Here is a 26,479-nt window from a genome sequence, read left to right as displayed (position 1 = left end):
AGGCACTTCAGCCTTCTAGCGGTTCCGGGCGAACTGCACCGCCGCCCGCACCGCGGACACCATGCTCGATTCGTCCGCCGTCCCCTTGCCGGCCTTGCCGTAGGCCGTGCCGTGGTCCACCGAGGTGCGGATGATGGGAAGCCCCACCGTCACGTTGACCCCTCCCATGAAATCGGTGATCTTGAGAGGGATGTGTCCCTGGTCATGGTACATGGCCACCACGATGTCCGACTCGCCCCGGAGGGTTTTCACGAAGACGGTATCAGGAGGCACGGGGCCCGTGACATCCATCCCCTCGGCCCTGGCGGTTTCAATGGCGGGGATGATCTCCTCGATCTCCTCACGGCCGAAGAGTCCGCTTTCGCCGCTGTGGGGGTTGAGCCCCGCCACGGCGATCCGGGGCTTCGGCACCCCGAGGGCCTTCACCGCTGCGTCGGCGAGGCGGATCACCGTCAGGACCCGTTCCTTCTTCGCCCTGTCGCATGCCTCCCGGAGAGCCACGTGGGTAGAAACGTGGATCACCCGGACGCCCCCGCCCATGAGCAGCATGGCGTAATCTTTCGTTCCCGTCAGGTCGGCGAAAATTTCCGTGTGGCCCGAATAATTGATTCCTCCGGCGTGGAGAGCTTCCTTGTTGATGGGACCGGTGACCACGGCGGCAATCTTTCCCGCAGCGGCGTCGGCAATGGCCCTCTCGATGTAGGCGAAAGCGGCCCTGCCGCAGTGTCCCTGGACTTTCGCGAATTCATAGTCCCCCGTCAGGACGCCGGGGGATACGACGCTTATCTGCCCAGCCTTCGCCTCCTCCGGCCCGCTGACGGCCGCGATCTTTTCCGAACAGCCCACAATAGGGGCCGCCCTGCGGAGGACCGCCTCGTCGCCGTACAGGACAGGAATGCAGGAGGCCAGTACTTCTTCGTTCCTCAGGGTTTTAAGACTGATCTCGGGACCCACTCCCGAGGGGTCTCCGATGGTGATGCCGATTACGGGCTTTGTCATGACGATCTCTCCTCCGGAATAGAATAATAGCTGCCCGGCCCAGGCCGGGCAGGACGATACAGGGGGCTGTTTCGGACCGGCGTGTTCCCGTCACTTCCCCGGGGTATCCACGATAACCGACACCCCGTCGGGGATAACCGTCACGGCGGCGTTCCCGTCACCCAGGATCTCCTCAGCAAGCGCAAGGGCATCCTGCAGGGAGGGAGCCCATTTCATGTTCATGTACTCCGCCGTCTCCCTCGGCGCCGACGTCACCAGAATGACGGTATGGTTCATGAGGATCCTGGCGAAAATCTGGATCTCCCACTGGTCCGGTTCGGTGCTGTCCCTCCCCCTGGCGAGAATGCTGTCCAGCACCCCCCGGGCGGTGGGTATATCCCGGAAGGCATGGTAGAAAGCCTCTCCTCCGTGACCGTCCCTGCATTCCGCCGCCTCGATGATGATCCCTCCCGGCCTGCAGGAGGCCTCGGCAGCGGTCATGCTCTTCACTGCCTGGTAGATGTTCTGGTCGAGGGGATATCCGCCGTTGCCCGTGATCACGATGTCCGCAGGCACAGCCTGCACCTTTGCTAAACGGCTCAGGAAGGCGCACCCCTCTTCGTGGGCTTTCTCCATGTCCCCGCTGAAGGCGGCGGTGATGCGCTTCTGCGGGTCGAGGACCACGTTGCAGATGAAGGCGAGCCCCGCTTTCCTGGCGGCGTAGACCATGTCTTCGTGGATAGGGTTTCCCTCGAGGATCCCCGTCCTCGCCCCGGGGGAGGCGATGAACTCGGCGCAGTGGTTGGCCAGGACCGTCCTGTAGGCCGCCACGCCGGGAAGAACGCTCTTCCGTCCGCCGGAGAAGCCGGCAAAAAAGTGGGGTTCGATGAATCCTTCCGCAACGAGAAGGTCCGCCTCCACTGCGAGGCGGTTGAGAACCAGTTCTCCTCCCGAGGGCAGGGTGCCCACGGATACGAGGCTGTTCTCGTCCAGGCTGTCGTGGACCACGATCCGAACGCTGCGGACAATTTCCGTGCCGTACCTCTCCTCGAGTTCGTCCTCCGTTGTGCTCCTGTGGCATCCCGTGGCGACGAGTATGGTGATGTCGGCCCCGGGATTCCCGGCGCGGATTTCCTCCAGGAGAAGGGGCATGATGACGGCGCTGGGGACGGGACGGGTATGATCGCTGGAAAGAATGACCACGTTCTTCTTTCCTCCGGCGAGCTCCCTGAGAGGAGGGCTGCCGGCGGGACGGGCGAGAGACGCTCTGACGATCGCTTCTCCCGTCTTCTCCTCCGCTTCCGGAAGCTTCGGGGAGAGGATCGCCCGAAGCCTGGAATCAGGTATTTCGCAGGTTATGTGGGAACTGCCGTAGGGAAGGAATACCCTCACCCGGAATCGCCTCCTTTTTTCACCGGTTCCGGACCGGTCACCGGCGGGAAAGCACAGGCCTCCAGAACCTCCGCTTGCCGGATGTTCGGGAAGTATTGTTGCGGAAAACGGGAAAAAGGTCAACGGCACACCGGTCACCTAAATCCGCAGGCAGCGGGGAGCGTCACCGGTGCTCGCTTGGGCCGCCCGGCCCGGGCGCTGTCCCCCAGGGGATGATCTCTTCGACCCTGACGGGTCGAATTCACCTTATCCCCCAGGGGATCCTCTCTTCGCCCCTGGCGGGGCGAATTCACCTTATCCCCCAGGGGGGATCCTCTCTTCGCCCCTGGCGGGGCGAATTCACCTTATCCCCCAGGGGATCCTCTCTTCGCCCCTGGCGGGGCGAATTCACCTTATCCCCCAGGGGATCCTCTCTTCGCCCCTGGCGGGGCGAATTCACCTTATCCCCCAGGGGATCCTCTCTTCGCCCCTGGCGGGGCGAATTCACCTTATCCCCCAGGGGATCCTCTCTTCGCCCCTGGCGGGGCGAATTCACCTTATGCCCGGCGACACTCCCTCTGCCAGGAGAAGCTGCGGATTTAGGGGTCAGAAGAGAGGGTGTTCGTCAGGGGGCAAACGTGTTCCGGGGAGGGAGGAAGCAGATCTTCTTCCCCTGTCCCTTGGTCCTGTACATAGCTTCGTCGGCGTTGACCAGAAGCTGCTCCATGGTCTCGCCGTGGTCCGGGAAGATTCCTATCCCCACTGACAGAGAGAGGGATACGCTCTCTCCCCCGAGAAAAAAAGGCTCTCCGAAGGCTTCAAGGATCCGGCCGGCTACCATTTCAGCCTCGCCTGCGCCGCCGATGTCCGGCAGAATGACGGTGAACTCGTCCCCTCCCAGCCTGCAGACGGTGTCCATTTCCCGCACGCAGGAAACAATGCGGGCGCCCGCCTCCTTTAGGACGGCATCACCCGCAGGATGTCCGTACCGGTCATTCACTTTCTTGAAATCGTCCATGTCCACGAAGAAAAGGGCGGCCTTTCTCTTCTGCCTCTTCGCCCGGGCCAGAACCTGGGTGAGCCGGTCCTCGAAGAGAAAGCGGTTCGGCAGCCCGGTGAGGAAATCGTGAGTGGCCTGGAAACGGATGTGGTCCTCCAGTTTTTTTCTTCCGGTGATGTCCGAGTGGGTACCGGCAATTGTGAGAGGCCGCCCATCCCCGTCCTTCCGGACCACCCTTCCCCGCTCGAGGATCCACCGTTCCTGTCCTTCCTTTCCCATAACCCGGTATTCCGCACTGTACGCCGCCGCGTCCCCGGCGAAACACCGCTCCTTTCTCCTGGAAAGCCGTTCCCGGTCTTCCTCGTGGATAATCCGCTCCCAGGCTTCGGCAGACGCCGATTTCGAGATGCAGAACGCCGGATCTTCAGCACCTCCGCACAGGATCTCAGCTGAAAGAGGGGAGAGATCGGTCTTGCCGGTCGTTCTGTTCCAGATCCAGACTCCGTCCCCCATGCCCTCCACGGCGAGCCTGAGCATCTCCTCGCTCGAGCGGAGATCCTCCTCGGCCCGCATCCGCTCTGCGATCTCCATCTTCATCTCCTCGTTCGCCCGGGAGAGTTCCCTTGTCCTCTGCTCCACCTGCTGCTCGAGGAATTTCCGGTATTCCTCCAGTTCTCTCCGGGATTCCTCAAGCTGGGACATCCTATCCGCAAGGTCCCTGTTCAGCCGCCTGAGATTCCGGTACAGCTCGAAGCTCTCCAGCGCTCCGGCGGCGGCGGAGAGCAGCACCGAGAGAAGGGAAAGGGAATAATCCGACAGGTGCTGCCACTCTCCTTCGAGAATGCCGACGAACATTCCCCTGGTCCGGGATATGGTGGACAGGGCGTGGAGGAGATGGAGGGGTTCAGGTCCGGATACGCCGGACAGGACTGATTTTCTTCTCTTGAGAGCCCAGGCGAACGTACGGTCTTCGATCCTCCGGGAAACGAGCTCCTCCAGTTCCGCTCCCTGTCCATGAGGGGAACACAGGGCCTGGGTGAAGGAGGAATCTTCCGTGACAAGATATACTGCGGCGGATTTGAAGGGCAGGATGGTCGCCGCCCTGGCGAGAATTTCCTCGAGGATGGGCCGGGGATCGTCGAGACGGTTGAGGCTCGTGTCGAAGCTGCCAAGGGTGACCGCCGATTCCAGGTTTTCCACGGCAAAGCTTTTTTCCTTCCACAGGAAGGCGTTCGTCTCTTCAAGAACCCGAAGGCGCCGCTCGAGGCAGGCAATACGCTCTTCAGGGAAGACCACTTCACCGTCCCCCGTTTCCGAGAAAAGCCGCCGTGATGTCGTCTATCTGCCTGTCCCCCTGCCGGACCACCGGCTGGAAGACCCCGGCGGAAAGTCCCGTGGCTTCCCAGGCAGCAGGCTCAATTTCGGGGACAACTGAGGAGCCGCTTTTTCCCATGCCCATGGCGATTGCGAGCGTGTCCGCCACATTCAGAAGGGAGGGCTCGAGGGCGGAGGGAAAACCCGCGGAACCGTGGTGGAAGCGAACCGCCGTTTCCAGGGGGGCGGGAATTTTCCATTCTCTCAGGAGAAGGGCCCCCACCTGGGCGTGGTCAAAGCCGAGGAGCTCTCTTTCCGCCTCGCAGATGGGAATTCTTCTTTCCGCGGAGAGCTCCATGGCCTCCCTGGCCGAGAAGGGAATCTGCCGGTAGAGGACGAGTTTGCCAAGATCGTGAAGCAGCCCCGCAACAAAAAGGCGCTCCTCCGACACCCCCACTTTTTCCGAGGCGAGCAGCCGGGCATAGACACCGCATGCCACAGAATGCCTCCAGAAATTCTTCATGTCCACGAACTCGGGGGGGATATCGCTGAAATACTGGACTGCCGTTATGCCGAGTGCGAGGGTGGACAGTTCCTTCGTTCCGATGACCGCCACGGCCCTGGACACGGTTTCGATCTTGGAGGGAAAACCGTAAAAAGCGCTGTTCACCAGCTTGAGGAGCCTGGCGAGAAGGCTCGTGTCCCTGCTCACCGCCTCGGCGATATGAGAGGCTGAGCTCCGGGCCGAGTTGATGACCTCCATGATCTGATAATAGACGTCAGGCAGTGAAGCGAGGCGGAGTTCCCGGGACACCAGATCGGAGGGGGTAAGGCTCCCCTTTATTTTCCCCGCCGTCCCCTTCTTTTTCCCCTGGGGGAAACCCTTGTCCGCCTGTTCCCCGGCAGCGCCGTTCCGTCCTTCCTTGAGGTCCGCCGCCGCCCGTTCAAGGGCGAGGGCGTAGATTTCCTTCATGGGGGAACGCATCGGAGGAAGGGCAAAAAGGGCCTTCAGTGAGTTTTCCGCCTGCCGGAGGATCTCTGCGGGAATCTCCGGCACCAAGGTGTCAGCGGTCCCGGCGTCGGATTCACCTTCAATGTCGGCTTCCACCACACCCCAGACCTTCATGGTCCGGATGTGTCCTTCCGTCAGCACAGCCCCCTTGGGCAGCAGAAAACGTCCATTGAAAGCCAGGAGATTCTTTTCCAGAATCATTCCGGGCTTCAGTTGCTCCACGTTCAGGAGTCCCATCAGAACCACTCCTTCATTGCATCTCTCGATAGGCTGACTTGTAAGCAATAATTATATCATGCACGAATGAAATTACATTTGAGAGAATGTCACTTCGGCAGCAGCATCTCCGCAATGGCCAACGCCGCCCCGTCCGGGTCGAACGCCGGAGGGCTCCAGTTATCGGGCCTCACCGACCACCGGTTGACGGAAAAGTTCAGGAGAAAGTCCCCTTCCACCGCACCATAGACCCATGTGCCGAACTCATCCCCGGAGGCGGGACCCTTTCTCGAAAGCCGGAGGGAACCTTTCTCCAGGATTGTGATTCCCAGGGCTTTCAGGTGCTCCGCCGTCATGGCCCCGTCAAGGCCGAAACGGGCCCTGTGGAACCGCTTCGCTTCTTCGGCGTCGGGAGCCTGGCGGAGATCAGAGACGGAATAATTGACTACCGTTCCGCCGGAAAAGACCTCCGCAGGCGACCTTTCCCTGAGCGCTTTTCCGTCATTGAAGAAGCCGACCACCAGTTTTTTCCTGCTGTAGGCCAGGGTTCCCGCGATGGCTGCCAGGCGGTTGGGCCCGGGACCGGGCATACTCTTCGCCCCCTTGAAGGCGGTCCTGATCTCCTTTCCGTCGGGGGTGAGGTACACCAGGAAACACTCGGAGCTGAAAATCTCGGTGTTGAGGTAATACCCGTTCGGTACGTCCTCCCTGCTCTTCCGTTCACCTTCCGGGATGCCGGACAGGCCGAAAAGAGCCTGGATCCTTTCGTGGACGCCGGGAACGGCAGGAAGAACTCCCGGCTGGGTCCCGGCGCCGGCTGAAACCACTTTCACGGAAAAGTCCTTCCGGGCTGCCTGTTTCCCCTCAAGGAGAAGGACCGCCGATCCCCGGTAGAGTCCCTCTCTGGAGTATGCATGGACCGCCGAGGGGCCTTCCCCCGCCGTTCCGTCGCCGAAATCCCACCTGATGACGGCGGACGGGGGGACATTTTCCGTTACGGCGGAGAACGCGAGATTCTGCCCCGGTTTTCCCTCCCCAGGGACGGTCAGGGCAAGAACAGGAATCCGGGGAGCCGACGCTGCGGCGGCGAGAAGGGCGCCGAGGGCTTCTTCGGAAGCCTCGAGAGCCCCGCGGGCCGCCCGGGCACGGGGAAGGAGCTCCCCTGCAAGGGTACGGGCTCTTCGCGAGGCTTCCTCCGCTTCCTTTCCTGCCTTTCCGTCGGGGGCCGGGATTTTTTTCAGGTCGGACAGGATGCTCCCCTCCATGCGCAGGAGGGTCTCGAGCCAGGAGCCGAAATCCCCGGGGAGTTTTTTCCCGGGAGGGACTGCGGCCTGCTCGTCCCTTCCGATGACCAGCCACCCGGGGACGCCGTTCTTTTCAAAGAAGTGGGCGTATCCCCTCCGGAGCGCCTTTCTGACCCGATCGAACTCCGAGAGGGCGGACTGCCACGCCTCCCGGTTCCGCTTCATGGCCGCCGCTCCCTCCCGGGAGAGCGCCGCCGCCTCCCGGAGGGCCGCCCGGTCCTCCTCCAGTGCGAAAAGAAGCTCCTCCGCCTCCGAAACCTTCCCGAGAACATCCATCTCCTCAAGGGTTTTTTCAAACAGGGCCCGGTTCCGGGCATGGTCCTCCGCCGCCGTGGCTATGCCCGCCTCCAGCCCGGCGGGCGGGCTCCCGGAGGCAAGGTCCTTTCTGAGCCCATCGATCCTCCGGAGGAGCCCTGCACTGTCGGACTCGGTTTTTTTCAGTGCCGGCCCCCAGTGTTTCGCGCCCCTCTCCATGGCCTTCACCAGGGAAGGAAGTCCGGAGAGCCGGTCCGCCCTTCCCCGGAGGGAGTCCAGCGTCCGGCTTCTCCATATGTCGAGAGACCGGGCCCAGCGCACATTCTGCTCCATGGCCGCGAGGAGGGACTCCGCCAGGGATGCCGTTCTCCGGAGCTCCCGCACAAGCTCCCTCCCCGAGGAAACGGACCGGGCATTCTGCACCTCCACCGCCATCCCCTGGGCGTGGAGCTCGGCGGAGGTGGTTTCGAGGACGTTGATGGTGTCGAGAGCCTCTCCGGCAAGGGATATGACCGTTTCCGCCCCCTCGACGATGGCGCCGCCGGTCCAGCGGCCCGCAACTTTGGCAAACTCGTAGCCGCCCTTCACTGCACCGTAGGCGGTTCCCTTCGCCGCGGCCCCGGCGGCGATCTTCATTTTCACGCCGAGGCTGTCGGGGTCTTCTCCGCGGTTTCTGTAATACTCCCGGAGCCGTTCCACCTCGGCCTTCGTATATTCGGCCGTTTGGGTGGTGACCGCTTCGGCCGTTCCCCGGAGAGTCATGTCCCAGGCGAGGCCCAGGGCGACCTTTCCGTAGTCCGGGTTTCCCGAGGTGCGCCGGTTCTCTTCCATCAGGGCGTTGTACCCGCCGATGGCGGCGGAGACGAACCCCGCCGACCGAAGGAGGGTGCTCCCCTTCGCCCCGGGATCTCCCCGTGGAGTCTTTTCCCCCGCGGCAGCCGTCTTTTTCATCTCCGCCGCCATTTCCCGGGCGAAATCCCTGCCGTGCCTGGCCTCCATTTCCGCAAGGACGTCTCCGGCCCGGGAGGGAGGCAGCACCTTCAGTGTTTCCGCGGCAGCCTTCTGAAGCGCCGTCCGTTTTGCGGGGCTGGAAGATGCATCCGCGATCTCTCCCAGGGTGGAAGCGTAGTTTTTCAGTGCCTTCTCCGTAAGATGACCGCTGAGGGCGTCCACCGCCGCTTCCCCTCTCCTGGAGGCCGCTCCGGAATCCCGTGCTCTCGCGGCGTCCAGGAGTGAAGTGGTTCCCCCGTCCCGGGGAGGAAGGCCGGCCCCTTCCCCGATGCTGCGCTCCAGCCTGTTGATGCGGTCGATGTACTTCGCCTGATGGGATTCCGCCTTGCGGACCTCCGCGGCGAGGAAGCTCCGCTCCGCGGGGTCCGCGGAGGCCGCGTATTGTTTCATCAGGGAGGATTTCTCCCGCTTCATGGCATCGACCCGGGATTTCATCTCCTCGGCGTAGGCCCTTCCCTCGGCGACGCTCACAGGATCCCCCCCGTCGAGTTTTCCCTGGGCTTCGGCAGCGAGGGGGGAGGCGTACATGTTTCCCCCGTCGCCGTTGATGTAGGCGGCAGCCCGTGCGAATTCCCCCGGGCTCTTCATGTCCGCCGGGGAGGGCATGATGTCCGTCTCCGTCCTGGCGGCCCAGTTGGTTCCTTTTTCAACGGAAAGGCCGTTCTCCCGGAGATAGGCCTCCACCCGGGCGTTATAGGCCATCCTCGCCCGTTCCACGTCTCCGGCGGTCAGGTCTTTTCCCCGGAGCTGCACGTCCGTATCCGTTCCCGGACGGAAAGGCCCCCTCTTCCGCCCCTGCTCCGCCGAGAGCCCCGCCTCCGCCGCCGCTCCCGCGGCGAGGGTACGGTTCTTTTTATCGTAGGCACCCTGGACCCTCCTGTAGGTCTCCCCGTCCAGCTTCCCCTCCATGGCCAGGTGGTTCACCCGCCTGTTCTCCATAAAAAGCAGCGCTTCGTCGGAAGCCGTAGCGACGCCCGATGCAGTCCTTTCAGCCGCCCGGAGGATCGCCCCGTCGTCGGCCCCGGAGGCCGCGGCGGGACAAAAGGCAAGAATCAGGAGAAGCAGGACGACCGGCGGTATCCCGGAAAAAGCGGAGAAAGGATCTTTACGGCAGGCAGCCACGGGGCTCATCTTCTTTCCAGCTCCTCCGCCAGGCGGAGGGATTCAGAGACGGCGGGCACGGATGAAGGGAAGGATGCCCGGATCTCTTCGAGCACGTCTTCGGCTGCTTTTTCATACTCCCTCCGCTCGAAGGCATCTCCTGCAACCGATGCTCTTTCCAGGAAAAGGGCGGCCAGGGCGGGAAGAACGTCCTCTCTTCCGTCTTCCCTGAGCTCCAGGATGGAGCGCAGGCATTCGATTCCCCTGTCCGGGTCGCCGCTCACCGCAGAAAAGAGCAGAATCTGGGAGACTGCCCCCGCCGGAGAGACCATGGGGTTCCACGCTCTCCTGAGGGCGGTGTCGAAGGCCTGGCCGAACCGGCCGGACCTGCAGTAGGCGTCCGCGAGTCCTGCCAGGACAGTGTCCGACGGAGAGGCTGCAGCGAGGCCCCTGAACAGGGAGACCGCCAGAGCCAGGGAGGCGGCGTCCTCCATGTCCGAATAGGCTTGCGCCAGTTCCAGGGCCGCCCTGAAGCTGCCCGGATTTTCCCTGAAGGCCGACTCCTTTTCCGCCGCTGTTTTCTCCCCGGTTTCCCGGCCGCCGGGAACGGGCTTTTTTCCGTCCGGGCCGTTCCCCTTTCCGGGAAATTCCCCTTTTTTCACGTCAAAACGGAGGGATACGGAAGGCCGCGAAGCAGGAAGAAGATGGATATCCACCACGTACCGTCCCTCGGGCCAGTTCCCTCCAAGGGAGAGGGAGGAGTGGAAGGTCACGGAGGATTCCCTTATGGGGCTGGTGACGGTCCGCTCACCGAGCCTGACCCTTCCCCTGCCCGGAGGCGAGGAAAACCAGACGAATCGGACGGCCGTACCGGCTTCAGCGTCCCTGACCTCCGCCACTGCGACGAACTCCTTTGCCGACGGGTCGTAGGCGGAGACCCTGCCCACCGGAGAGCCGCCGGCCTCCACGCCGGACGCGAGGTAGGCTTCGGTGATGGAGGGAGCAGCACCCGCCTCCCCCGGAGAGGAGGCTGTCAGCAGCACAAGGAACACCATCGGAATGAACCACGAAGCAGCCTTCTTCACGGGAACCCCTCCCCCAGCTGCGGGTATTTGAGGCTCCGCCGGCAGAAATTCGTCCGGCGGAGCCTTTTGCTGAATTGTATCACTCTTCTGTACGGGAAGAAAGATCAGGAGCGGCCGGAATGCCTGAGAAGGGTTTCAATATAGCGGAAGGCGTCCTCTTTCGAGGCGAGGCCGGGGTGCAGCCTGCGGAGTTTCAGTGCACCCGCGAGCTTTCCGAGGAAGGGGCCCGGGGCAAGGGAGTATTTTTTCATGATCTCGCCCCCCGAGGGGAGCACGTCGTCCCGAAGTGCCCGTACGGCCATGGAAACGTACAGGGCCCTGTTCTCGCTCCATCGGCGGAAATGGGGCTCTCCGGCGCAGTACTGCCGGGAGAGAAGGAAAAGGGAGTCCATGAACGGCATTCCCCGTGCCTCGAACAGGGCAGCCGTCCTCTCCGGGTCCGGCGCTTCCAGGGGAAGGCGCCTGTGCCTGGCGAGCTCCGCAGCCTCCGAGGCTGACCGGGCAGGCCATTTCCAGGCGAGAAGGGCCTCTTCCGCCCTGGAGGGGCCGTCGTCAGACCGGGAAGACCTCCCCCCAGGCACCGAAAAAAGGGCGGCGGCACGGACTTCGAGAGAAGCCCCTTCCCGGGCCAGTCCTTCCTGGATACGGCACAGCCTGGAGAAGTCAAACTCCCTCGCCGGCATCCCCGGAAACAGGGCGTCCAGGAGACCGCATTCCTTCACCGTCTCCAGGAAAATCCGGGGGTTCCCTTCCATGCCGAGGCGGATTTCCCTCCCCACCCTTTCGGGGGCACATTTTTCGAGGGAAGGGCGGGCCTCCCGGCATTCCCGGACCGTTCCGGGATCGGGAACGAACCCGGGAAGCACGGCCGCGAACCGGGCAAGCCGGAGCGCCCGGAGGGGATCTTCCGCCAGCCGTTCCGATGCCGGCCCGTTGAACCGGAGAACCCGGGCGGCAATATCGGCCATGGCCCTCCTGCTTCCCACCACTTCCCCCGTCCTTCGGAGGGCAAGGGCGTTCACGGTGAAATCCCGCCTGGCAAGATCATCTTTCAAGCCTCCCCGGGGGAAGGGGAAAACCTCGCAGTGCCCCTCCCCGAAGGGGAGGAGAAAGACCTGCATCCCCTCGGGGCCGATCAGCCTGCCGGACGGAAAGAGGGAAGCCAGGACGGGCAGGGGGGCGTCGGAGGCGATGTCGGCATCGCAGGGAGCAAGGCCGCAGAGCAGGTCCCTCACCATGCCTCCCACCAGGAGGGCCTCCTGCCCTTCTTCTTCCAGGCGGCGGAGAATCTCCCCCGCTCCGGAAAGAAGGTCCTTCATGACGCCTTCGACTCCTCCCTGACGACGAGGGGTTTGCCGTAGAGCAGGGCCATGCCGTTGGACTTGTGCTTCACCTTGTACCCCACGTACCCGTCGGCGAACACCTTCGGGTGGTAGTCATAGTTTCTCAGCAGGATCTCCTTGTGTCCCCTGGTCTGGACTGCCATGGGCTTCCGAAGGTTTTTGTAGAGCACGAACCTGGGGTGGCCGCCGTACTTGCTCTTGAAGCGCATGGCGTGGAAGCCGCACTTCAGGATGTTCGTGAGGCTGAAGATGTTCTTCGGGGAAACGGTGGTGTGCAGGTGGTACCTGTTCGGGTAGAGGATGTTTTCCATAAAGAGATAGGTGAAAAACTGGATGCTGTTTCCCCGGAAGGCGGAATCGGTGACGCAGAAATCCATCACAGCCGTGTTTCCGGCCTCGGACGGGTCAAGCCCGAGATCCTCCAGCGCATCGTCCACGTACTCCTTCACGTAGGAGACCGCCCGGAGAGCGATTAGCCTTCCTTCGGCGAAGATCCCGGACACCGCCCCTTCTCCCCGGATGCTCTCCACGATGGTGTTGTCCTCGGCGAAAAATCCGGCGTCGCCGATCTCGTCCGTTATGCGCTTGTGGAAGGTGACGGCTTCCCCGATGTCATCCTCCCCAAGAATCCGCAGAGTGCACAGTACTGGGGCAATCAGCCCCACCTCCCGCTTCTGGAGGAAAAACTGCTGGGACGCATAGGCCATTCTCTCACCGGTCCTTTCCTGTCGCTTTCAGTTACCGTCATTCTGCGCCGCCTCCCGGCCGTTCGGACCGGAGGCAAAAAGGGACGCAGATGGTAGAGTATTATTATACTAAACCGTGCAAGGAGGATTATTCATGACAGACATGCCGTCCGCGGCGCTCTTTCGGTGCGGATCCTACGAACGGGAGGAAGTGGAGGACCGTCTGGACATCCTCCTGGAATCCCTGGGAGGAATGGGCCGGTTCGTCCTTCCCGGGGAGAGGGTCCTCCTGAAGCCCAACCTCCTCTCCGCCTCGTCTCCGGAACAGTGCGTCACCACTCACCCGGAGGTGGTACGTGCAGCGGCCCTCCGGGTTTTGGAGGCGGGAGCCCATCCTTTCATCGGGGACAGCCCGGGCCTCGACGGTTTCAGCAGCGTGGCGGCAAAGACCGGCATGGCGGCCGTCGCCGGGGAACTGGGCATACCCTGCGCCGAGCTGGACGACCCCGTTCCCCTTCCCATGGCCGAGGGATCCGTCTTCCAGCGGGTGGAAGTCTCCAGGAAGGCCCTCGAAGCCGGCAAAATCATCAACCTGCCCAAGCTCAAGACCCACGCCCAGATGATGCTCACCCTGGGAGTGAAAAATCTCTTCGGCACGGTGGTCCGGCAGCGGAAGGCCTCGTGGCACTACACCGTCGGGCTGGACAGGGACGTCTTCGCCGACCTCCACCTGGACATCGCCAGAAGCCTCGCTCCGACCCTCACCATCATGGACGGCATCGGGGGCATGGAAGGCCGGGGTCCGGGGAACGGACGGCCCCGCATGTTCGGGCTCCTCGCCGCCTCCGCCGATCCGCTGGCACTGGACCTGCGCCTCTGTACCCTTCTCGGGGCGGACCTCCAGGCCTTTCCCCTGTATCGTTCCGCACGACGGCGGAACCTGGTGCCGAAAGACTTCGGAACAACTGCCGGAGACCTTCCGCCGGACTTCGTCTTTGAAAAGGTTGACATTCCGCGGCTCGATTCCCTCCATCTGCTTCCCGCCCTTCTCGACGGCTTCGGTAAGCGCCATCTTTCCTCCCGCCCCGTCCAGCGCCCCCGGGATTGCATAGGGTGCGGAAAGTGCGTGGAAGTGTGTCCGGCGAAAGCCATGACAAGAAAAACCCCAAATACCATTTACATTGATTATGAAAAATGCATACGGTGCTACTGTTGCCAGGAGGTCTGTCCTGCGGATGCCATCGGTTTTTCCAGGGGTTTTCTCCTCAGGGTTCTTGATTTCCTTGGTAGATGAAAAAATGTAAGCCCGTGATTTCAAAACTTTTCATTCCGAATTGTCCGGCAGAAATTGAGAAAACCGGCACTCCTTCTATAATGGTGGAGCGGGCCGGCCATTCTCCGGCATACACGGTCCGACACCGGGCACAATGTGGAGGAATGAAGATGAACCTGTCAGCCTTTCCGGATTTCACGGAAAAAAGTTTCGATGCCGATTTCCTGAACCTGCTCATGTTCGACATTTCAGGGGGCATGCGCTCGGTGACCATCCCCCGGGGCTACGTCTCCGAAGCGGTCTTCCGGGACGGCATAGGCTTCGATGCCTCGAACTACGGTTTCGCCAAGGTGGACAAGTCCGACATGGTAGCCATTCCTGACAGGACTTCCGCCTTCCTCGAGGAGCGGGATGAATTCCGCACGGTGCACGTGATCTGCGACGTGGTCTCCACCGAGCGGAACACCTTTGACCAGTATCCACGGTCGGTGGCGGAGCGCACCGCAGCCTTCCTCAGGGAGAAAAACCTGGCCGAACGGGCCATGATGCTCGTGGAGCTGGAATACTACGTCTTCGAGTCGGTGGAGTACTCCACGGGACTTGACCACGCCGGCTATTCAATCGGCTCCTCCGAAGGCCTTGGAGAAGAATACGCCTCCGTTCCCCGCTTCGGTCCCCACAAGGGGTACCACAGGCTTCCCCCCGAGGATCGGTACCTCGACTTCCGGAACCGCACCGTCCGCATAATGGAGCAGGCGGGAATACCCGTGAAGTACCACCACCACGAGGTCGGTGCCTCCCAGCTCGAGATCGAGCTTGACTTCATGGATCTTGTCAGGGCCGCCGACAGCGTCTGTGTGGCCAAGTGGATCATCCGGACCGTGGCGGAGGAGATGGGCCTCGCCGTCACCTTCATGCCCAAGCCCCTCTACAAAATGCCCGGCAGCGGAATGCACGTCCACCAGTACCTCGAAAAGGGCGGAAAATCCCTCTTCCCCGGCGACGGCCTTCACGGGCTTTCCCGGGAGGCCTTGGCCTATACGGCGGGGCTCCTCGAACACAGCCTCACGGGAAGCCTTCTCGCCTTCACCAACCCCGGCACCAACAGCTACCGCCGCCTTGTCCCCGGGTACGAAGCCCCCATCAGCGCCACTTTCGCCAAGGGATCCAGAAGCGCCGCGGTCCGCATTCCGGGATACCTGAAGAGCGACGAGGTCAGGATAGAATACCGCACCGGCGACGCCTCGGCGAACATCCACTACATGCTCTCCGCCATGGTCCTCGCCGGGGCCGACGGAATCCTCAGGAACGCCGACCCCGTGGCGGCAGGGTTCGACAGCCCCGAGGCGAAGGAGGACAAGGTCTTCCCGCTGAACCTCTTCTCCGTACTCGAGGGGCTGCGGATGGACAACGGCTACCTGGCCCCCGCCTTCCCCCAGAAATTGCTCGAGCTGTGGACGAAAAGAAAGACCGAGGAGGCGGAGTACGTGTACAACGCCCCCACCCCCCAGGAGTACGAGCTGTACTTCTGATTCCCGGGGCAGAAAAGAGAGGGGCCGCTTCCCGGCACAACCGCCGGAAACGGCCCCTTTTCTTTGCTCTGCCTCAAAAGACCAAAGCGAATTCTTGCAGAGGAGCGTTGCCGCTCCCCGCTGCCTAAAATTGCTCTACCCCAGGAACGCCAGCAGCAGTCCTCCCGCGAGCACCGAGCCGATCTGTCCCGACACGTTCGCTCCCACGGCATGCATGAGAATAAAGTTGTTCCTGTCCTCCGCCGCCGCCATTTTCTGCACGAGCCTGGCGGACATGGGGAAGGCCGAGATGCCCGACGCGCCGATCATGGGGTTCAGCTTCTGTTTCCTGAACAGGTTGATCGCCTTCGCCGAAAGCACCCCCACCGCCGTGTCCAGGATGAAGGCCACGAGTCCCATGGAGAGGATGAGGATCGTCTGGGGCTGGATGAACCGCTCCCCGGTCATGGTGGCCGAGATGGCAAGCCCCAGGAGGATGGTGACGATGTTGGCCAGTTCGTTCTGGGCCCCCTTCGCGAGCCTGTCAACCACGCCGCTCTCCCGCAGCAGGTTGCCGAACATGAGGAAACCGATGAGGGAGGCCGACGGGGGCGCGAACATTCCCGCGACGAGGGTGACCCCGATGGGGAAGAGAATTTTCATCTTCCTTGAAACGGGCTTTTCATGGTAGGGCATGGGGATCTTCCGTTCTTCGGAGGTGGTGAGCAGTCTGATCACCGGCGGCTGGATCACCGGGACCAGGGCCATGTAGGAATAGGCCGCCACCGAAATGGGACCCAGCAGGTGCGGGGCGAACTTGGCGGAAACATAGATGGACGTGGGACCGTCCGCCGCGCCGATGATGCCTATGGAGGCCGCTTCCTTCAGGTCGAAGCCGAAGAGAAGGGCCAGCCCCATGGTGAGGAAAATTCCCGCCTGGGCGGTAATGCCGAAGATGAAGGTCACCGGGTTCTGGAAGAGGGGGGTAAAGTCGATCATGGCGCCGATGGCGATAAAGATCAGCAGGGGGAACATTTCGTTGGCGATGCCCGCGTCGAAGAGGATACTGAGGGCTCCGTGCTGCAGGTGGTCCCCCGCCATCTGCGTCAGGGCGGATGAGAACGGAATGTTCACCAGCAGCGTCCCGAACCCCATGGGAAGAAGGAGTGACGGCTCATACTCCTTTACTATGGCCAGGTAGAGCAGGACCGCGCCTACACCCATCATCACCGCCTGCCTGCCGGTGAGGGCCAGAAAACCTTCGAAAAGCTGCTCCATCGTTTTTCTCTCCTTCGTTCAGATGAAAATGACCCCCAGCACAGGATATTCCCCGCTGAAGGCCTCTGTCCAAAATCCCGGCCGGGGCAGAAACCGGCACGGGACCCACGGCGGCATCCGGTACGCTTTTTCTCTCCCGCCGGCTTCATTGTATCCGGCGGAGGAGGATTGTCAATGACGGCTCATGGACCTCTCTCTCCCGTCTCACGGGCGGGTTCTTCCGGGCTGTCCCCCTTTCGCGCTATAATGGTGACGCGGAACACAGCGAATTTTCCGGCTGAGAGGTATTCCCATGAAAAAAATTGTAGCTGCCCTTCTGGCATGTGCCCTCGGATCCCTTGCCTTTTTCCTCGTCTCCGCCACAACTGAGGAAAAGGAGGTCGTCCTTGCCCCGGAAGCCCCGCCGGCAATCGAGAAGAAAATAACCACGGCCCCTCCCGCCGAGTCCTTCCTCTCCGTTCCGCTGAGCATCAGTGCCGAGGAGGCGGAGCGGCTCCTCGGAGACGCCCTGGGAAACCCCCTGTACAACGTGAAGGGACAGAAACTCGACGACAGCTACGGTGAATCGGCAGCCGACGTGCTCGTGGAACGGACCGGCCCCGTGACCGTTTCCATGGAGGACGGCAGGACCTGCGTCACCCTCCCCTTCAGGTTTGAAAGCCTCGTCCGGTGGAAGGGGAACATTCTGGGCATCACCTCGAGCACGAAACAGGAAGTTTTCGGAGGAGGCAGGCTCCGTCTCAACGTGAAGCCCCGGATAGACAGGGACTGGATGATCCGTCTCGACGGTTCCCTGTCCGTTGAATGGAAGGAAAATCCGGCCATCACCATCCTCGGGCAGAAAATCGGGATAGCCCGCTTCCTGTCGTCCCTCCTCGAAGAACGTTCGGGCGACCTGCTCCGCCGCGCCGAGGAGGAGCTCAACCGCTCCGCCCGGCTGAAGGAGCGCGCCAGGGAGCAGTGGGAGAAGCTGGACTCCCCCATCCCGCTGACGGATTCTCCCCGGCTGGCCCTTTCGGTGCGGCCCCTTGCCGTATCCATTCCCCCATTTACAGCGAAGGGGGGCGTTCTTTCCGCCAACCTGGCCCTCCGCTGCCTGCTCATGGTCAGCTCCGGCGAGCCTGAGGCAGTCTCCTCCCGCCCCCCTCTTCCCGAACTCTCTCCCCTGCCTCCGAACCTCGACCCGGGGGTGCTCGTCAACCTTGACGCCTTCATATCCTACGGCGCACTGGAAGAGTTTCTCTCCGGCCGCCCCATGGACCCCCTCGACCTGCCCGGCGGAGGCAGCGTCACCGTGGAGAAGATTTCCCTTTTCGGCAGCGGGGAAAAACTGGTGGCCGCCGCGGGCATTTCGGGAAAGGCTCCCTTCGGCGCACCTTTGAAGGGAAAGGTCTACCTGGCTGGAAAGCCTGTCTTTTCCAGGGAAGAACAGGTTCTGCGCATCGAGGGGGTGGACTTCGACGAAGATTCCACCCGCGGCCTGATGCGCGCGGCGTCCTGGGTTGTCAGGCCCCTGCTGGCGAAGGAGATCGGCGATGCCCTGGTCTTCCCCCTGGGGGAGCTCCGGGAGAAAACTCTCCTTTCCCTCGGCGAAGCGGTCCGGGGACGGCAGGTCTCCGACGAACTGGTGATGGACGGCTCGGTGGGCTCCCTTGTCCTGGAGCGGTTTTCCCTGGCAGGAGACGGACTCCGGCTCTCCTTTTCCATGGGTGGAACGGTTTCCCTGAAATACACTGGCAAAAAGGAAGGGAAGAATTGACAGGCTCTCCTTCCCTTTCTATACTCAGGCGGAGACAGCGCAACCGGAGGCTGCCCGCAAACTACAGGAGGAGATGAAGCAATGAAAAAAATCGTTGTCCTGGCTGTTCTCGTTTTGCTGTGCGTCACCATGATCGCGGGGAATTCCCTCGCCGCCGAAAAGGTGAAGGCTTATACCACCATGGAGGAGCCCCTGGCGAAGGCCCTTTTCGAGCAGTTTGAAAAAGAAACCGGCATCGTGGTGGAATGGGTCCGCCTGTCCTCCGGCGAGGCGGTGGCCCGGATCGAGGCCGAAAAGGCCAACCCCCAGGCGTCCATCTGGGTGGGCGGCGTGGGCACCCTCCACATCGACGCCAAGAACAAGGGGCTGACGGCTCCCTACAATTCCCGCATGGCAGGCTCCATCCCCGACCAGTTCAAGGATCCCGAGAAATTCTGGATCGCGGCCTGTACGTAGGCCCCATCGCCTTCTGCATCAATACCAACAGGTCCGCCGAGCTGAACCTTCCCCTGCCCGCATCCTGGGCCGACATCGTGAAACCCGAGTATGAGAAGAAGGTCCGGGTCGCCAACCCCGGCACCTCCGGAACGGCCTACAACATGATCACCACACTGATCCGGGTCTTCGACAACGACGAGGACAAGGCCTTCGACTTTCTCAAGAAGCTGGACAGGAGCATCGACCAGTACACCCGCTCCGGGTCGGCCCCCGGCAAGAACTGCGCCATCGGCGAAATTCCCGTGGCCATCGGCTACCTTCACGACATGGTCAAGCTGAAGGTGGAAGGCGCCCCCATCGAGATCGCCGTTCCTTCCGACGGAACGGGCTTCGAGACCGCCGCCCTCTCCCTCCTGAAGGACGGTCCGGACCCGGTGAACGCGAAGAAGCTCTACGACTGGATTCTCGGCCAGTCCGCCATGGACATCATCGCCACGTGGTACGTCATTCCCCTGAGCGACAAGGCTTCCCCGGTGGAGACGGGCTTCTCCTTCTCGAAGATGAAGCTGGTTAACCAGGACGACGTCTGGGACGCCGCCAACAAGGGCAGGCTTCTCGACCGGTGGAACAAGGAAATCGGCGCCTCCCGGTAAAGTCGGCCTGCAGTCGGAAAACTGGAAGGGGTCCTGCCCGGGACCCCTTCATTCTTTCACCGGAAAGGAGGAGATGACCATTCCTTCCAGAAAATTTCTCTCCCTGGCCCTCTCCGTTCTGCTCTTCGCCGCCCTGCTCTTCTGGATGTACAACGCCCTGGCCGGCTCCTTCGGCGCCATCGCGGAAAACCATTACAAAAAAGCCGCCGAGGTCGCCATGGGCTCGGTTCCCTCGAAGGACGAGGCCATTGACGGCTGGATCCGCAGGATCAGCGGCCCCTCCAGGGATTTCGAGCTTCTCTTTCTCAAGGGCTTTCCGGAGGACAAGGGAGGCATGAAGGTCTTCGCCCCCACTCCCGCTCTCGGGGAATTTTTCGCCCTCCACGGGAAGGACCGTGATTTCGCCAGGGGAATTGAGAGCGCCATGTACGACGAAATATACCAGCCCGCCCAAAGGTTTCTTCTCGGCGGGGAGGAACGGCGGGTGCTTTTCGCTCCCGCCCATGACGGCGAGACGGGAGACGTCACCGGGACGGCCGTGTTTCTCTTCTCCCCGGGAGGCTTCGACCGGTTCCTTTCCCTCCTGCGGGGGCTCTTTCTCCTCGCCCTGGTCCTCTTCGCCGCGGTCTTCGCCGTGGCAGGCTACAGCAGGGATCCCATCACCGGCTATGTCATCCTCGGCCTGTTCACCATCGTGGGAGTGTTCGTCGCCTATCCCCTCTTCGAGGCGGTCCGGCTGACATTCCTCAAGGACGGGAAATTTTCCCTCGAAACGTGGAAATCCATCCTCACCACGAGGCAGTACGTCACCGCCCTGAAGGGCAGCATCACCCTGGGGGCCTTCACCGCCACAGCTTCCACCATGGTGGGATTTCTCTTCGCCTTCGTCATTTCGAGGACAAAACTGCGGGGGAAGAAATTCTTCTCCGCCATGGCGACCCTCCCCATCATCTCGCCCCCCTTCTCCCTCACCCTGTCCATCATCCTGCTCTTCGGCAACAACGGCCTTATCACGAAACAGATCCTCGGCCTGGAGAACTTCACCATCTACGGCCTCGGGGGGCTGACCCTTGTCCAGACCATGGGCATGTTCCCCATCGCCTTCCTTACCATGGTGGGCATCCTCGAAGCCATCGATTCCACCCTGGAGGACGCGGCGCTGAACCTCCGGGCCACCCGGTGGGAGACCTTCAAAACGGTGACCCTTCCTCTCTCGGTGCCCGGGCTGCTCAGCTCCTGGCTCCTGGTGTTCACCAACTCCCTGGCGGATTTCGCGAATCCCCTGATCCTCTCCGGGAGCTTCCGGGTGCTCTCCGTGGAATCCTACATGGAGGTCACGGGGATGAACCGCCTCGGCCATGGGGCCGCCCTTTCCCTGCTGCTCCTCCTTCCAACCCTGTCGGCCTTCCTGGCCCAGCGGTACTGGGTGAGCCGCAAATCCTACGTCACCGTCACGGGGAAACCCTCAGGGCGGATGACGGAGCTCGTGTCGCCGGGAGTGAAGCGAGTTCTCGTCACCCTGATGGTCCTCATCGTTCTCTTCCTCTTCAGCCTCTACGGCACCATCATCGCCGGGTGCTTCGTGAAGAACTGGGGCATCGACTACACCTTCAGCCTGGCCAACTTCAGGGAGGCCTTCGAACGGGGCTGGAGGGTACTCCTTGACACCATGACCCTCGCAGGGGCGGCCACGCCCATAGCGGGCATCCTGGCCATGATCGCCGCCCTCGTGCTGGCCAGGAAAAAATTCCCCTGCAAGCGGCTGCTCGACATGCTCATCCTGACGCCCTTCGCCCTTCCCGGCACCCTGGTGGGCATCAGCTACATCCTGGCCTTCAACAAGGCCCCCCTCATCCTTGTGGGCACGGCGGCCATCATCGTGATCAACTACGTCATCAGGGAACTTCCCGTGGGCGTGGAGGGAGGGCTCGCCTCCCTGAAGCAGATCGACCCGGCCATCGAGGAGGCGGCCTCGGACCTCGGCGCGGATACCCCCACAGTATTCCGCACCATCGTCCTCCCGCTCATACGGCCGGCCTTCATCTCCAGCCTCTCCTACACCTTCGTCCGCTCCATGACGGCGGTGAGCGCGGTCATCTTCCTCATCTCCGCCAAGTGGTACCACCTGACCGTTCTCATCTACAACTTCTCGGAAAACCTGCGGTTCGGCCTGGCGAGCGTCCTCGCGACGACGCTCATCGTGATCGTCCTTCTGACCTTCGGGCTCCTCCGGCTGGTGGTCAGGAAGAACGAAAATCTCGCAAAGACCATGAGCATCTAAGGTGGGACAAACCATGGAAAACATATCGAAATCAGTCACCCTTGAAAACGTGTGGAAGGTGTTCCAGGATCCCCAGTCCGGAAAGGATATCACCGCCGTGGAACAGGCGGACTTCGTCATCGCCCCCGGCGAGCTGGTCACCCTTCTCGGGCCGTCGGGGTGCGGCAAGACCACCACGCTGCGCATGATCGCCGGGTTCGAGCTGCCCACCAGGGGCCGGGTCCTCATCGGGAGCGAGGACATCACCTTCCTCCCCCCGAACAGACGGGACACTGCCATGGTCTTCCAGAGCTACGGGCTCTTCCCCCACATGAACGTCTTCGACAACGTGGCCTACGGCCTCCGGCTCAGAAAGATGCCGGAGAAGGAGATCACGGAGAAGGTCATGCGCTTTCTCGGCATGGTGGGCCTCGACGCCCTGGCGAAGCGCCCGCCTTCCAGGCTCTCGGGGGGTCAGCAGCAGCGGGTCGCCCTGGCCCGGTCCCTCATCGTGGAACCGGCGGTCCTCCTGCTGGACGAACCCCTGTCGAACCTGGACGCCCTGCTCCGGGAGCAGATGCGGGTGGAGATCCGACGCATCCAGAAATCCCTCGGCATCACCGCCGCCTATGTGACCCACGACCGGGTGGAGGCCATGAGCCTCTCCGACAGGATCATCGTCATGAACAAAGGGAAGATCGTGCAGATAGGATCGCCCCACCAGGTCTACCGCGACCCTGCAAGCGCCTTCGTGGCGGGTTTCATCGGCAAGGTGGCCTTCTTCCCCGCCGAGGTGGCGGGGGTGGACGAACACTGTACCGTCAAGGTCAGGGGAAGAACCTTCACCCTTCCCCGATTCTCCCCGGGCCTCAAAGCCGGAGATTCCGCCCTGGTCATGTGCCGCCCGGAATCGCTGACCCTTCTACCTCCTGGAGAGGGGATCCTGGACGGACGGGTGACCACCAACGTCTACCTCGGGCACAGCATCGAATCCTTCGTCTCCACTGAGCTGGGAGAGATCCTCGTCCAGGTGGACAACCCCGACGCCCGGCAGATCTTCGCCGAGGGAGATGCCGTCTCCGTCTCCTTCATTCCCGAGCTTACCAAGGCCCTGCCTGCGGGGAAGGAATAGAATGCCGGAATATCTGAAAGTGGAGGTCTACATCCCGGAGGAGTACGTCCCCCCTCTCCGCAGTGCCCTGGACCGGGAAGGCTTCCTCCGGGAGGGGCATTATGCCTGTGTCATGGCCCTGATGTATGTAACGGGGACATGGATGCCGCTGGAGGGCGCCTCTCCCTATGACGGCGAGATCGGAAAGCTCTCCGCAGCGCCGGAGATCAAGGTGGAATTCCGGTGCCGTACCGAAGACCGCCCAGAGGTGGAACAGATCATACGGATGGTCCACCCCTACGAGGTACCCGTGATCAATTTTATTCCGCTGGCGGAATGAAAAAAAAATCGCCCCGGCGGCATAGGCGCGCCGGGGCGATTTTTCGTGCAGTATCCCGTTCGGTTCTTACTTCAGGATTCCAGCCTCTTTGAAATAGCGGAGCGCGCCGGGGTGGTAGGGAATCAGCATCTTATCGGGCTCGGCCACGAGGTCGGGGCCGAAGCCGCGGACCGCCGCCGCCACGCTGCGGACTCCATCCAGGTTCTCATAGAGAGATTTCGTCATCTGGTAGACGAGGTCCTCGGGGATGTCTTCCCTGGTGATGATGAGGTCGGCGGGGTCACCGCAGGTTTCCACGTCGTAATCCTGGTTCGGGTAGGTTCCGGCCTTGAGGACTCTCTTGTCGATGAGGGGATTGATCTTCTTCAGGGCCTGGTATCCCTCTTCCGCGATGGGAAGAATGATGACCTTGCCGGTAACCATAAGTTCGCTGATGGCGGAGGCGCCGGGAGTGAAGCCGAGAATGGCGCCCTGGATCAGGCCGTCGGACATCATGTCCACCGCCTGGCTTGCTTCCACGTACTCGGGAGTAATGTCCTTGTAGGTGAGGCCGTAGGCCGCGAGAATTTCCCGGGCGTCAAGCTCGCCGCCGCTGCCTACGGGGCCGACGGCGACTCTCTTCCCCTTGAAGTCCTTGATCGAATTGATGCCCTCGTCCTTCAGGGCCACCACCGTCTTGGCGTCGAACATGACGCCGCCGGTAAGGGCGCGGAGCCAGGTGTGGGGCTTGCCTTCGTATTTCTCAAGGCCGTTGAAGGCGCGGTAGGCTTCATTGGCCCTGCAGACCGCCACTTCGATATCCTTCGTCCGGATCATGTCGATGTTCTGGACGGCACCTGCTGTGGCGATGGCGACAGCCTTCATGTCCTTGATGTTGGCGTTCCAGATTTTGGCCATGGCCATGCCCACGGGGTAGTTCATGCCGCCCACTCCCGCCGTTCCCATGGTGATGTGGGTCACGGCGAAGGCCGCACCCGCAAACAGGAACATGAAAAGAACTCCAGCCGCAACGATCAGGTTTCTTCTGCCTTTCAACATGTCTTCTCCTCCTTTTGGGCCGCAGCCCTCTTTTGTGGTATTTTCCCACGAATTTGCAACGACAGGCTCCGCAGATCTGCTCATTTCTATTCCCTGCGGCTCACCTCCCTTTTCCTCAGGAACAACGTCCCGGCAAAAGCTGCTGCGGTAAGACCAAAGCCGATCAAGTCAGAATGCACTCCGGGAGCGATGAGCGACAGGGCGGCTCCGAAGAACAGAACCCTGAGTATCCACGGCAGGGGAATGAAAAGGAATCCCTCCACCGCCACCGAGAGAAGTGCCGCACCCATAAGGCCGGATATGGCCGCCCAGGCGATAACCGCCGCACTGTCGGCGACAAGCAGGATGGCAGGGGCGTAGATGAAGAAGAAGGGCACGATGAAACCGGCAAGGGCAAGTTTGAAGGCGGCCCAGCCGACTTCGTTGGTCCCCGCGCCGGACATGCCCGCCGCCACGTAGGAAGCCAGGGCAACCGGCGGGGTCACCGTGGAGAGGCAGGCAAAGTAGAAGACAAAGAAGTGGGCCTGGAGACCGGGTACCTGCATCTCATGGAGAATCGGCACGGCGATGGTGGCGGCGATGATATAGCAGGCGCTCGTGGGAAGTCCCATGCCGAGGACGATGGAGACCACCATGCAGAGCACCAGGGTGACGAAGAGGCTTCCGTGGGAAAGGGCGACTATGTTGTCGGCAAGGATGATGCCGATTCCCGTCATGGACAGAACGGCCACCACGAAGCCGGCATTGGCCATGGCCACGCTGAGGCTCAGGCATGATCTGGCTGATGAAACCGCGAGAGGAATGAGCTTGTCGACTCCCATGCGGGTTTCTTTCCTGAGGAAGGAAAGGACCCAGGTCACGAGGATCGAATAAAATGCGGCGTAGAGCGGTGTGAAATGCTGCATGAGCAGGACCACGAGGATGATGATGGGGAGGAACATGTGCCCATACCGGAGAATAGTCTTCTTCACATCGGGGATGTCTTCCTTCGCCATGCCCGTCAGGCCGATCTTTCGGGCCCTGAGGTCAACCTGAAAATAGACCGCCGCGAAATACAGGACTGCGGGGATGATGGCGGCCGCCGCTATGGAGATGTATGGGATGCCGAGGAATTCCGCCATGATGAAGGCACCGGTGCCCATGATGGGGGGCATGATCTGGCCGCCCGTGGAGGCGGCGGCTTCGATGGCCCCGGCGAAGTAGGGCTTGTATCCTATCTTCTTCATCAACGGTATGGTGAAGGCTCCCGACGTGGCCACGTTGGTGGCCGCGCTGCCGCTGATCATGCCCACAAGACCGCTGCCTATGACGGCAACCTTGGCTGGGCCGCCCACGAGCCGCCCGCCGAGGGCAAGGGAAACGTCGTTGAACAGGGTGCCGAGACCGCTCTTTTCAAGGAAGGACGAGAAGACGATGAACAGGACGAGGTAGGTGGCGGCAATACCGATGGGAAGGCCGTAAATGCCTTCGGTGGTGAGGTACATCTGGTAGATCACCCTCTGGATGGTGTATCCCCTGTGGGATAGAACCCCCGGAATGTACCGGCCGAAAAGGGCGTAGAGAAGGAAGACGATGGCCAGGATGAGCAGTCCCTTCCCCGCGACCCTCCGGCAGGCCTCCAGGACAAGGAGGATCGCCACGGCGCCGAAGTAGTAGTCCCGCTGGAGGGCCACTCCTCCGCGAAGGGCAAAAGCGTCCACGTTGAAGACCGTATAGCCGCATACAGCAATTGAAGCTACGATAAGTACCATGTCCACGGCGCTTGGTCTTGACTGGACCGACCGTTTCGAGGCGGGGTAGTACATCCACACCAGGCACAGGATGAAGCCGAGGTGAATGGCCCTGTGCTTGAACATGGGCGGCATGCCGAACCTCGAGGTGATCAGGTGGTACAGGATGAAAACACAGGACAGAACGATAATCGCCGTAGTCCAGAAAGGAGCCATCTCCGTCCTGTAGCCGCACTCCTTGGTGGCTTTCCTCAGGACCGCCTCTCCCTGGGTTGCCGGTTCGCACTCGGTAACGCCGAATTCCCTTGCCATTCAATTCCCTCCAAAGTGGTGTTTAAAAATGTTGACACAGTGCCCCTTATATTAGATGCATAATATATTCTATACGTACCCTCCGGGAAAAGCAAAATGT

The 26,479-nt window shown here is 61.9% G+C and carries 19 protein-coding genes; 8 read left to right on the top strand and 11 right to left on the bottom strand.

Translation table 11 applies throughout. The features are described 5' to 3' along the window. Positions 1–15: 15 nt before the first annotated feature. From pdxA to C8D99_RS00670, 8 genes are all read right to left on the bottom strand, one after another. A complete protein-coding gene (pdxA, locus tag C8D99_RS00705) occupies positions 16–999 on the bottom strand; it encodes a 4-hydroxythreonine-4-phosphate dehydrogenase PdxA (protein WP_133955328.1) in 984 nt (327 codons plus the stop codon). A gap of 90 nt (positions 1,000–1,089) precedes the next feature. Then, complete coding sequence (gene larA / locus C8D99_RS00700; protein WP_133955326.1) at positions 1,090–2,370, bottom strand: nickel-dependent lactate racemase; 1,281 nt, start codon at positions 2,368–2,370, stop codon at positions 1,090–1,092. A gap of 604 nt (positions 2,371–2,974) precedes the next feature. Beyond that, positions 2,975–4,645: a diguanylate cyclase domain-containing protein gene (locus C8D99_RS00695; protein ID WP_133955324.1), complete on the bottom strand. Its 1,671-nt coding sequence runs from the start codon at positions 4,643–4,645 to the stop codon at positions 2,975–2,977. 1 nt (position 4,646) lies between these two features. Continuing rightward, positions 4,647–5,912 (bottom strand): HDOD domain-containing protein, encoded by a 1,266-nt coding sequence (locus C8D99_RS00690; RefSeq protein WP_133955322.1) that lies wholly within the window; start codon positions 5,910–5,912, stop codon positions 4,647–4,649. Between the two features lie 89 nt (positions 5,913–6,001). Next, on the bottom strand, positions 6,002–9,583 hold the full coding sequence (locus C8D99_RS15340; protein WP_208321021.1) for a PKD domain-containing protein: 3,582 nt from the start codon (positions 9,581–9,583) through the stop codon (positions 6,002–6,004). Between the two features lie 5 nt (positions 9,584–9,588). Continuing rightward, positions 9,589–10,647, bottom strand: coding sequence for a tetratricopeptide repeat protein (locus C8D99_RS00680; protein ID WP_133955318.1), 1,059 nt, complete (start codon positions 10,645–10,647; stop codon positions 9,589–9,591). 104 nt (positions 10,648–10,751) lie between these two features. Then, on the bottom strand, positions 10,752–11,966 hold the full coding sequence (locus C8D99_RS00675) for a tRNA nucleotidyltransferase/poly(A) polymerase-related protein (RefSeq protein WP_133955316.1): 1,215 nt from the start codon (positions 11,964–11,966) through the stop codon (positions 10,752–10,754). Next, the gene (locus tag C8D99_RS00670; protein ID WP_133955314.1) at positions 11,963–12,697 is read right to left on the bottom strand and encodes a hypothetical protein; all 735 of its coding nucleotides are present in this window, start codon (positions 12,695–12,697) and stop codon (positions 11,963–11,965) included. The genes C8D99_RS00675 and C8D99_RS00670 overlap by 4 nt, the downstream gene beginning before the upstream one ends. 133 nt (positions 12,698–12,830) lie before the next feature. Between C8D99_RS00670 and C8D99_RS00665 the strand changes: the two genes are divergently transcribed. Together C8D99_RS00665 and C8D99_RS00660 are read left to right on the top strand one after the other, a co-directional pair. Next, complete coding sequence (locus C8D99_RS00665; protein ID WP_133955312.1) at positions 12,831–13,970, top strand: DUF362 domain-containing protein; 1,140 nt, start codon at positions 12,831–12,833, stop codon at positions 13,968–13,970. A gap of 149 nt (positions 13,971–14,119) precedes the next feature. Continuing rightward, on the top strand, positions 14,120–15,481 hold the full coding sequence (locus C8D99_RS00660) for a glutamine synthetase family protein (protein WP_133955310.1): 1,362 nt from the start codon (positions 14,120–14,122) through the stop codon (positions 15,479–15,481). 135 nt (positions 15,482–15,616) lie between these two features. Here C8D99_RS00660 and C8D99_RS00655 read toward each other — a convergent pair whose 3' ends face one another. Further along, positions 15,617–16,738: a sodium ion-translocating decarboxylase subunit beta gene (locus C8D99_RS00655; protein WP_133955308.1), complete on the bottom strand. Its 1,122-nt coding sequence runs from the start codon at positions 16,736–16,738 to the stop codon at positions 15,617–15,619. 292 nt (positions 16,739–17,030) lie between these two features. On the opposite strand from C8D99_RS00655, the gene C8D99_RS00650 reads away from it, so the two are divergent. From C8D99_RS00650 to cutA, 6 genes are all read left to right on the top strand, one after another. Then, complete coding sequence (locus C8D99_RS00650) at positions 17,031–18,497, top strand: DUF4403 family protein (protein ID WP_133955306.1); 1,467 nt, start codon at positions 17,031–17,033, stop codon at positions 18,495–18,497. Between the two features lie 81 nt (positions 18,498–18,578). Beyond that, positions 18,579–18,953 carry a type 2 periplasmic-binding domain-containing protein gene (locus tag C8D99_RS15500; protein WP_243833787.1) on the top strand — a complete coding sequence of 125 codons (375 nt, stop codon included), beginning with the start codon at positions 18,579–18,581 and terminating at the stop codon, positions 18,951–18,953. Then, positions 18,929–19,588 carry an extracellular solute-binding protein gene (locus C8D99_RS00645; RefSeq protein ID WP_243833805.1) on the top strand — a complete coding sequence of 220 codons (660 nt, stop codon included), beginning with the start codon at positions 18,929–18,931 and terminating at the stop codon, positions 19,586–19,588. The genes C8D99_RS15500 and C8D99_RS00645 overlap by 25 nt, the downstream gene beginning before the upstream one ends. A 73-nt stretch (positions 19,589–19,661) precedes the next feature. After that, a complete protein-coding gene (locus tag C8D99_RS00640; protein ID WP_243833786.1) occupies positions 19,662–21,869 on the top strand; it encodes an ABC transporter permease in 2,208 nt (735 codons plus the stop codon). Positions 21,870–21,882: 13 nt separating this feature from the next. Beyond that, positions 21,883–22,980, top strand: coding sequence for an ABC transporter ATP-binding protein (locus tag C8D99_RS00635; protein ID WP_133955304.1), 1,098 nt, complete (start codon positions 21,883–21,885; stop codon positions 22,978–22,980). Between the two features lies 1 nt (position 22,981). Next, complete coding sequence (gene cutA / locus C8D99_RS00630; protein ID WP_133955302.1) at positions 22,982–23,299, top strand: divalent cation tolerance protein CutA; 318 nt, start codon at positions 22,982–22,984, stop codon at positions 23,297–23,299. Positions 23,300–23,365: 66 nt separating this feature from the next. Here the strand turns inward: cutA and C8D99_RS00625 are convergent, their stop codons facing one another. Continuing rightward, entirely contained in the window at positions 23,366–24,337 is a 972-nt protein-coding gene (locus C8D99_RS00625) for a TAXI family TRAP transporter solute-binding subunit (protein WP_166669939.1), read from the bottom strand. 86 nt (positions 24,338–24,423) lie between these two features. After that, positions 24,424–26,379 (bottom strand): TRAP transporter permease, encoded by a 1,956-nt coding sequence (locus C8D99_RS00620; RefSeq protein ID WP_133955297.1) that lies wholly within the window; start codon positions 26,377–26,379, stop codon positions 24,424–24,426. Between the last annotated feature and the right edge of the window lie 100 nt (positions 26,380–26,479).

Source organism: Aminivibrio pyruvatiphilus (genome assembly GCF_004366815.1).
In the GTDB taxonomy this organism is placed as follows: domain Bacteria; phylum Synergistota; class Synergistia; order Synergistales; family Aminobacteriaceae; genus Aminivibrio; species Aminivibrio pyruvatiphilus.
Note: the sequence above shows the minus strand (reverse complement) of the source record. Positions and strands in the feature narration are given on the sequence as shown.

Excerpts from the sequence above, each read along its gene's own strand:
- pdxA (WP_133955328.1), bottom strand. The coding sequence starts at position 999 with ATGACAAAGCCCGTAATCGGCATCACCATCGGAGACCCCTCGGGAGTG.
- C8D99_RS00690 (WP_133955322.1), bottom strand. The coding sequence starts at position 5,912 with ATGGGACTCCTGAACGTGGAGCAACTGAAGCCCGGAATGATTCTGGAA.
- C8D99_RS00675 (WP_133955316.1), bottom strand. The coding sequence starts at position 11,966 with ATGAAGGACCTTCTTTCCGGAGCGGGGGAGATTCTCCGCCGCCTGGAA.
- C8D99_RS00670 (WP_133955314.1), bottom strand. The coding sequence starts at position 12,697 with ATGGCCTATGCGTCCCAGCAGTTTTTCCTCCAGAAGCGGGAGGTGGGG.
- C8D99_RS00665 (WP_133955312.1), top strand. The coding sequence starts at position 12,831 with ATGACAGACATGCCGTCCGCGGCGCTCTTTCGGTGCGGATCCTACGAA.
- C8D99_RS00660 (WP_133955310.1), top strand. The coding sequence starts at position 14,120 with ATGAACCTGTCAGCCTTTCCGGATTTCACGGAAAAAAGTTTCGATGCC.
- C8D99_RS00655 (WP_133955308.1), bottom strand. The coding sequence starts at position 16,738 with ATGGAGCAGCTTTTCGAAGGTTTTCTGGCCCTCACCGGCAGGCAGGCG.
- C8D99_RS00650 (WP_133955306.1), top strand. The coding sequence starts at position 17,031 with ATGAAAAAAATTGTAGCTGCCCTTCTGGCATGTGCCCTCGGATCCCTT.
- C8D99_RS15500 (WP_243833787.1), top strand. The coding sequence starts at position 18,579 with ATGAAAAAAATCGTTGTCCTGGCTGTTCTCGTTTTGCTGTGCGTCACC.
- C8D99_RS00640 (WP_243833786.1), top strand. The coding sequence starts at position 19,662 with ATGACCATTCCTTCCAGAAAATTTCTCTCCCTGGCCCTCTCCGTTCTG.
- C8D99_RS00635 (WP_133955304.1), top strand. The coding sequence starts at position 21,883 with ATGGAAAACATATCGAAATCAGTCACCCTTGAAAACGTGTGGAAGGTG.
- cutA (WP_133955302.1), top strand. The coding sequence starts at position 22,982 with ATGCCGGAATATCTGAAAGTGGAGGTCTACATCCCGGAGGAGTACGTC.
- C8D99_RS00625 (WP_166669939.1), bottom strand. The coding sequence starts at position 24,337 with ATGTTGAAAGGCAGAAGAAACCTGATCGTTGCGGCTGGAGTTCTTTTC.
- C8D99_RS00620 (WP_133955297.1), bottom strand. The coding sequence starts at position 26,379 with ATGGCAAGGGAATTCGGCGTTACCGAGTGCGAACCGGCAACCCAGGGA.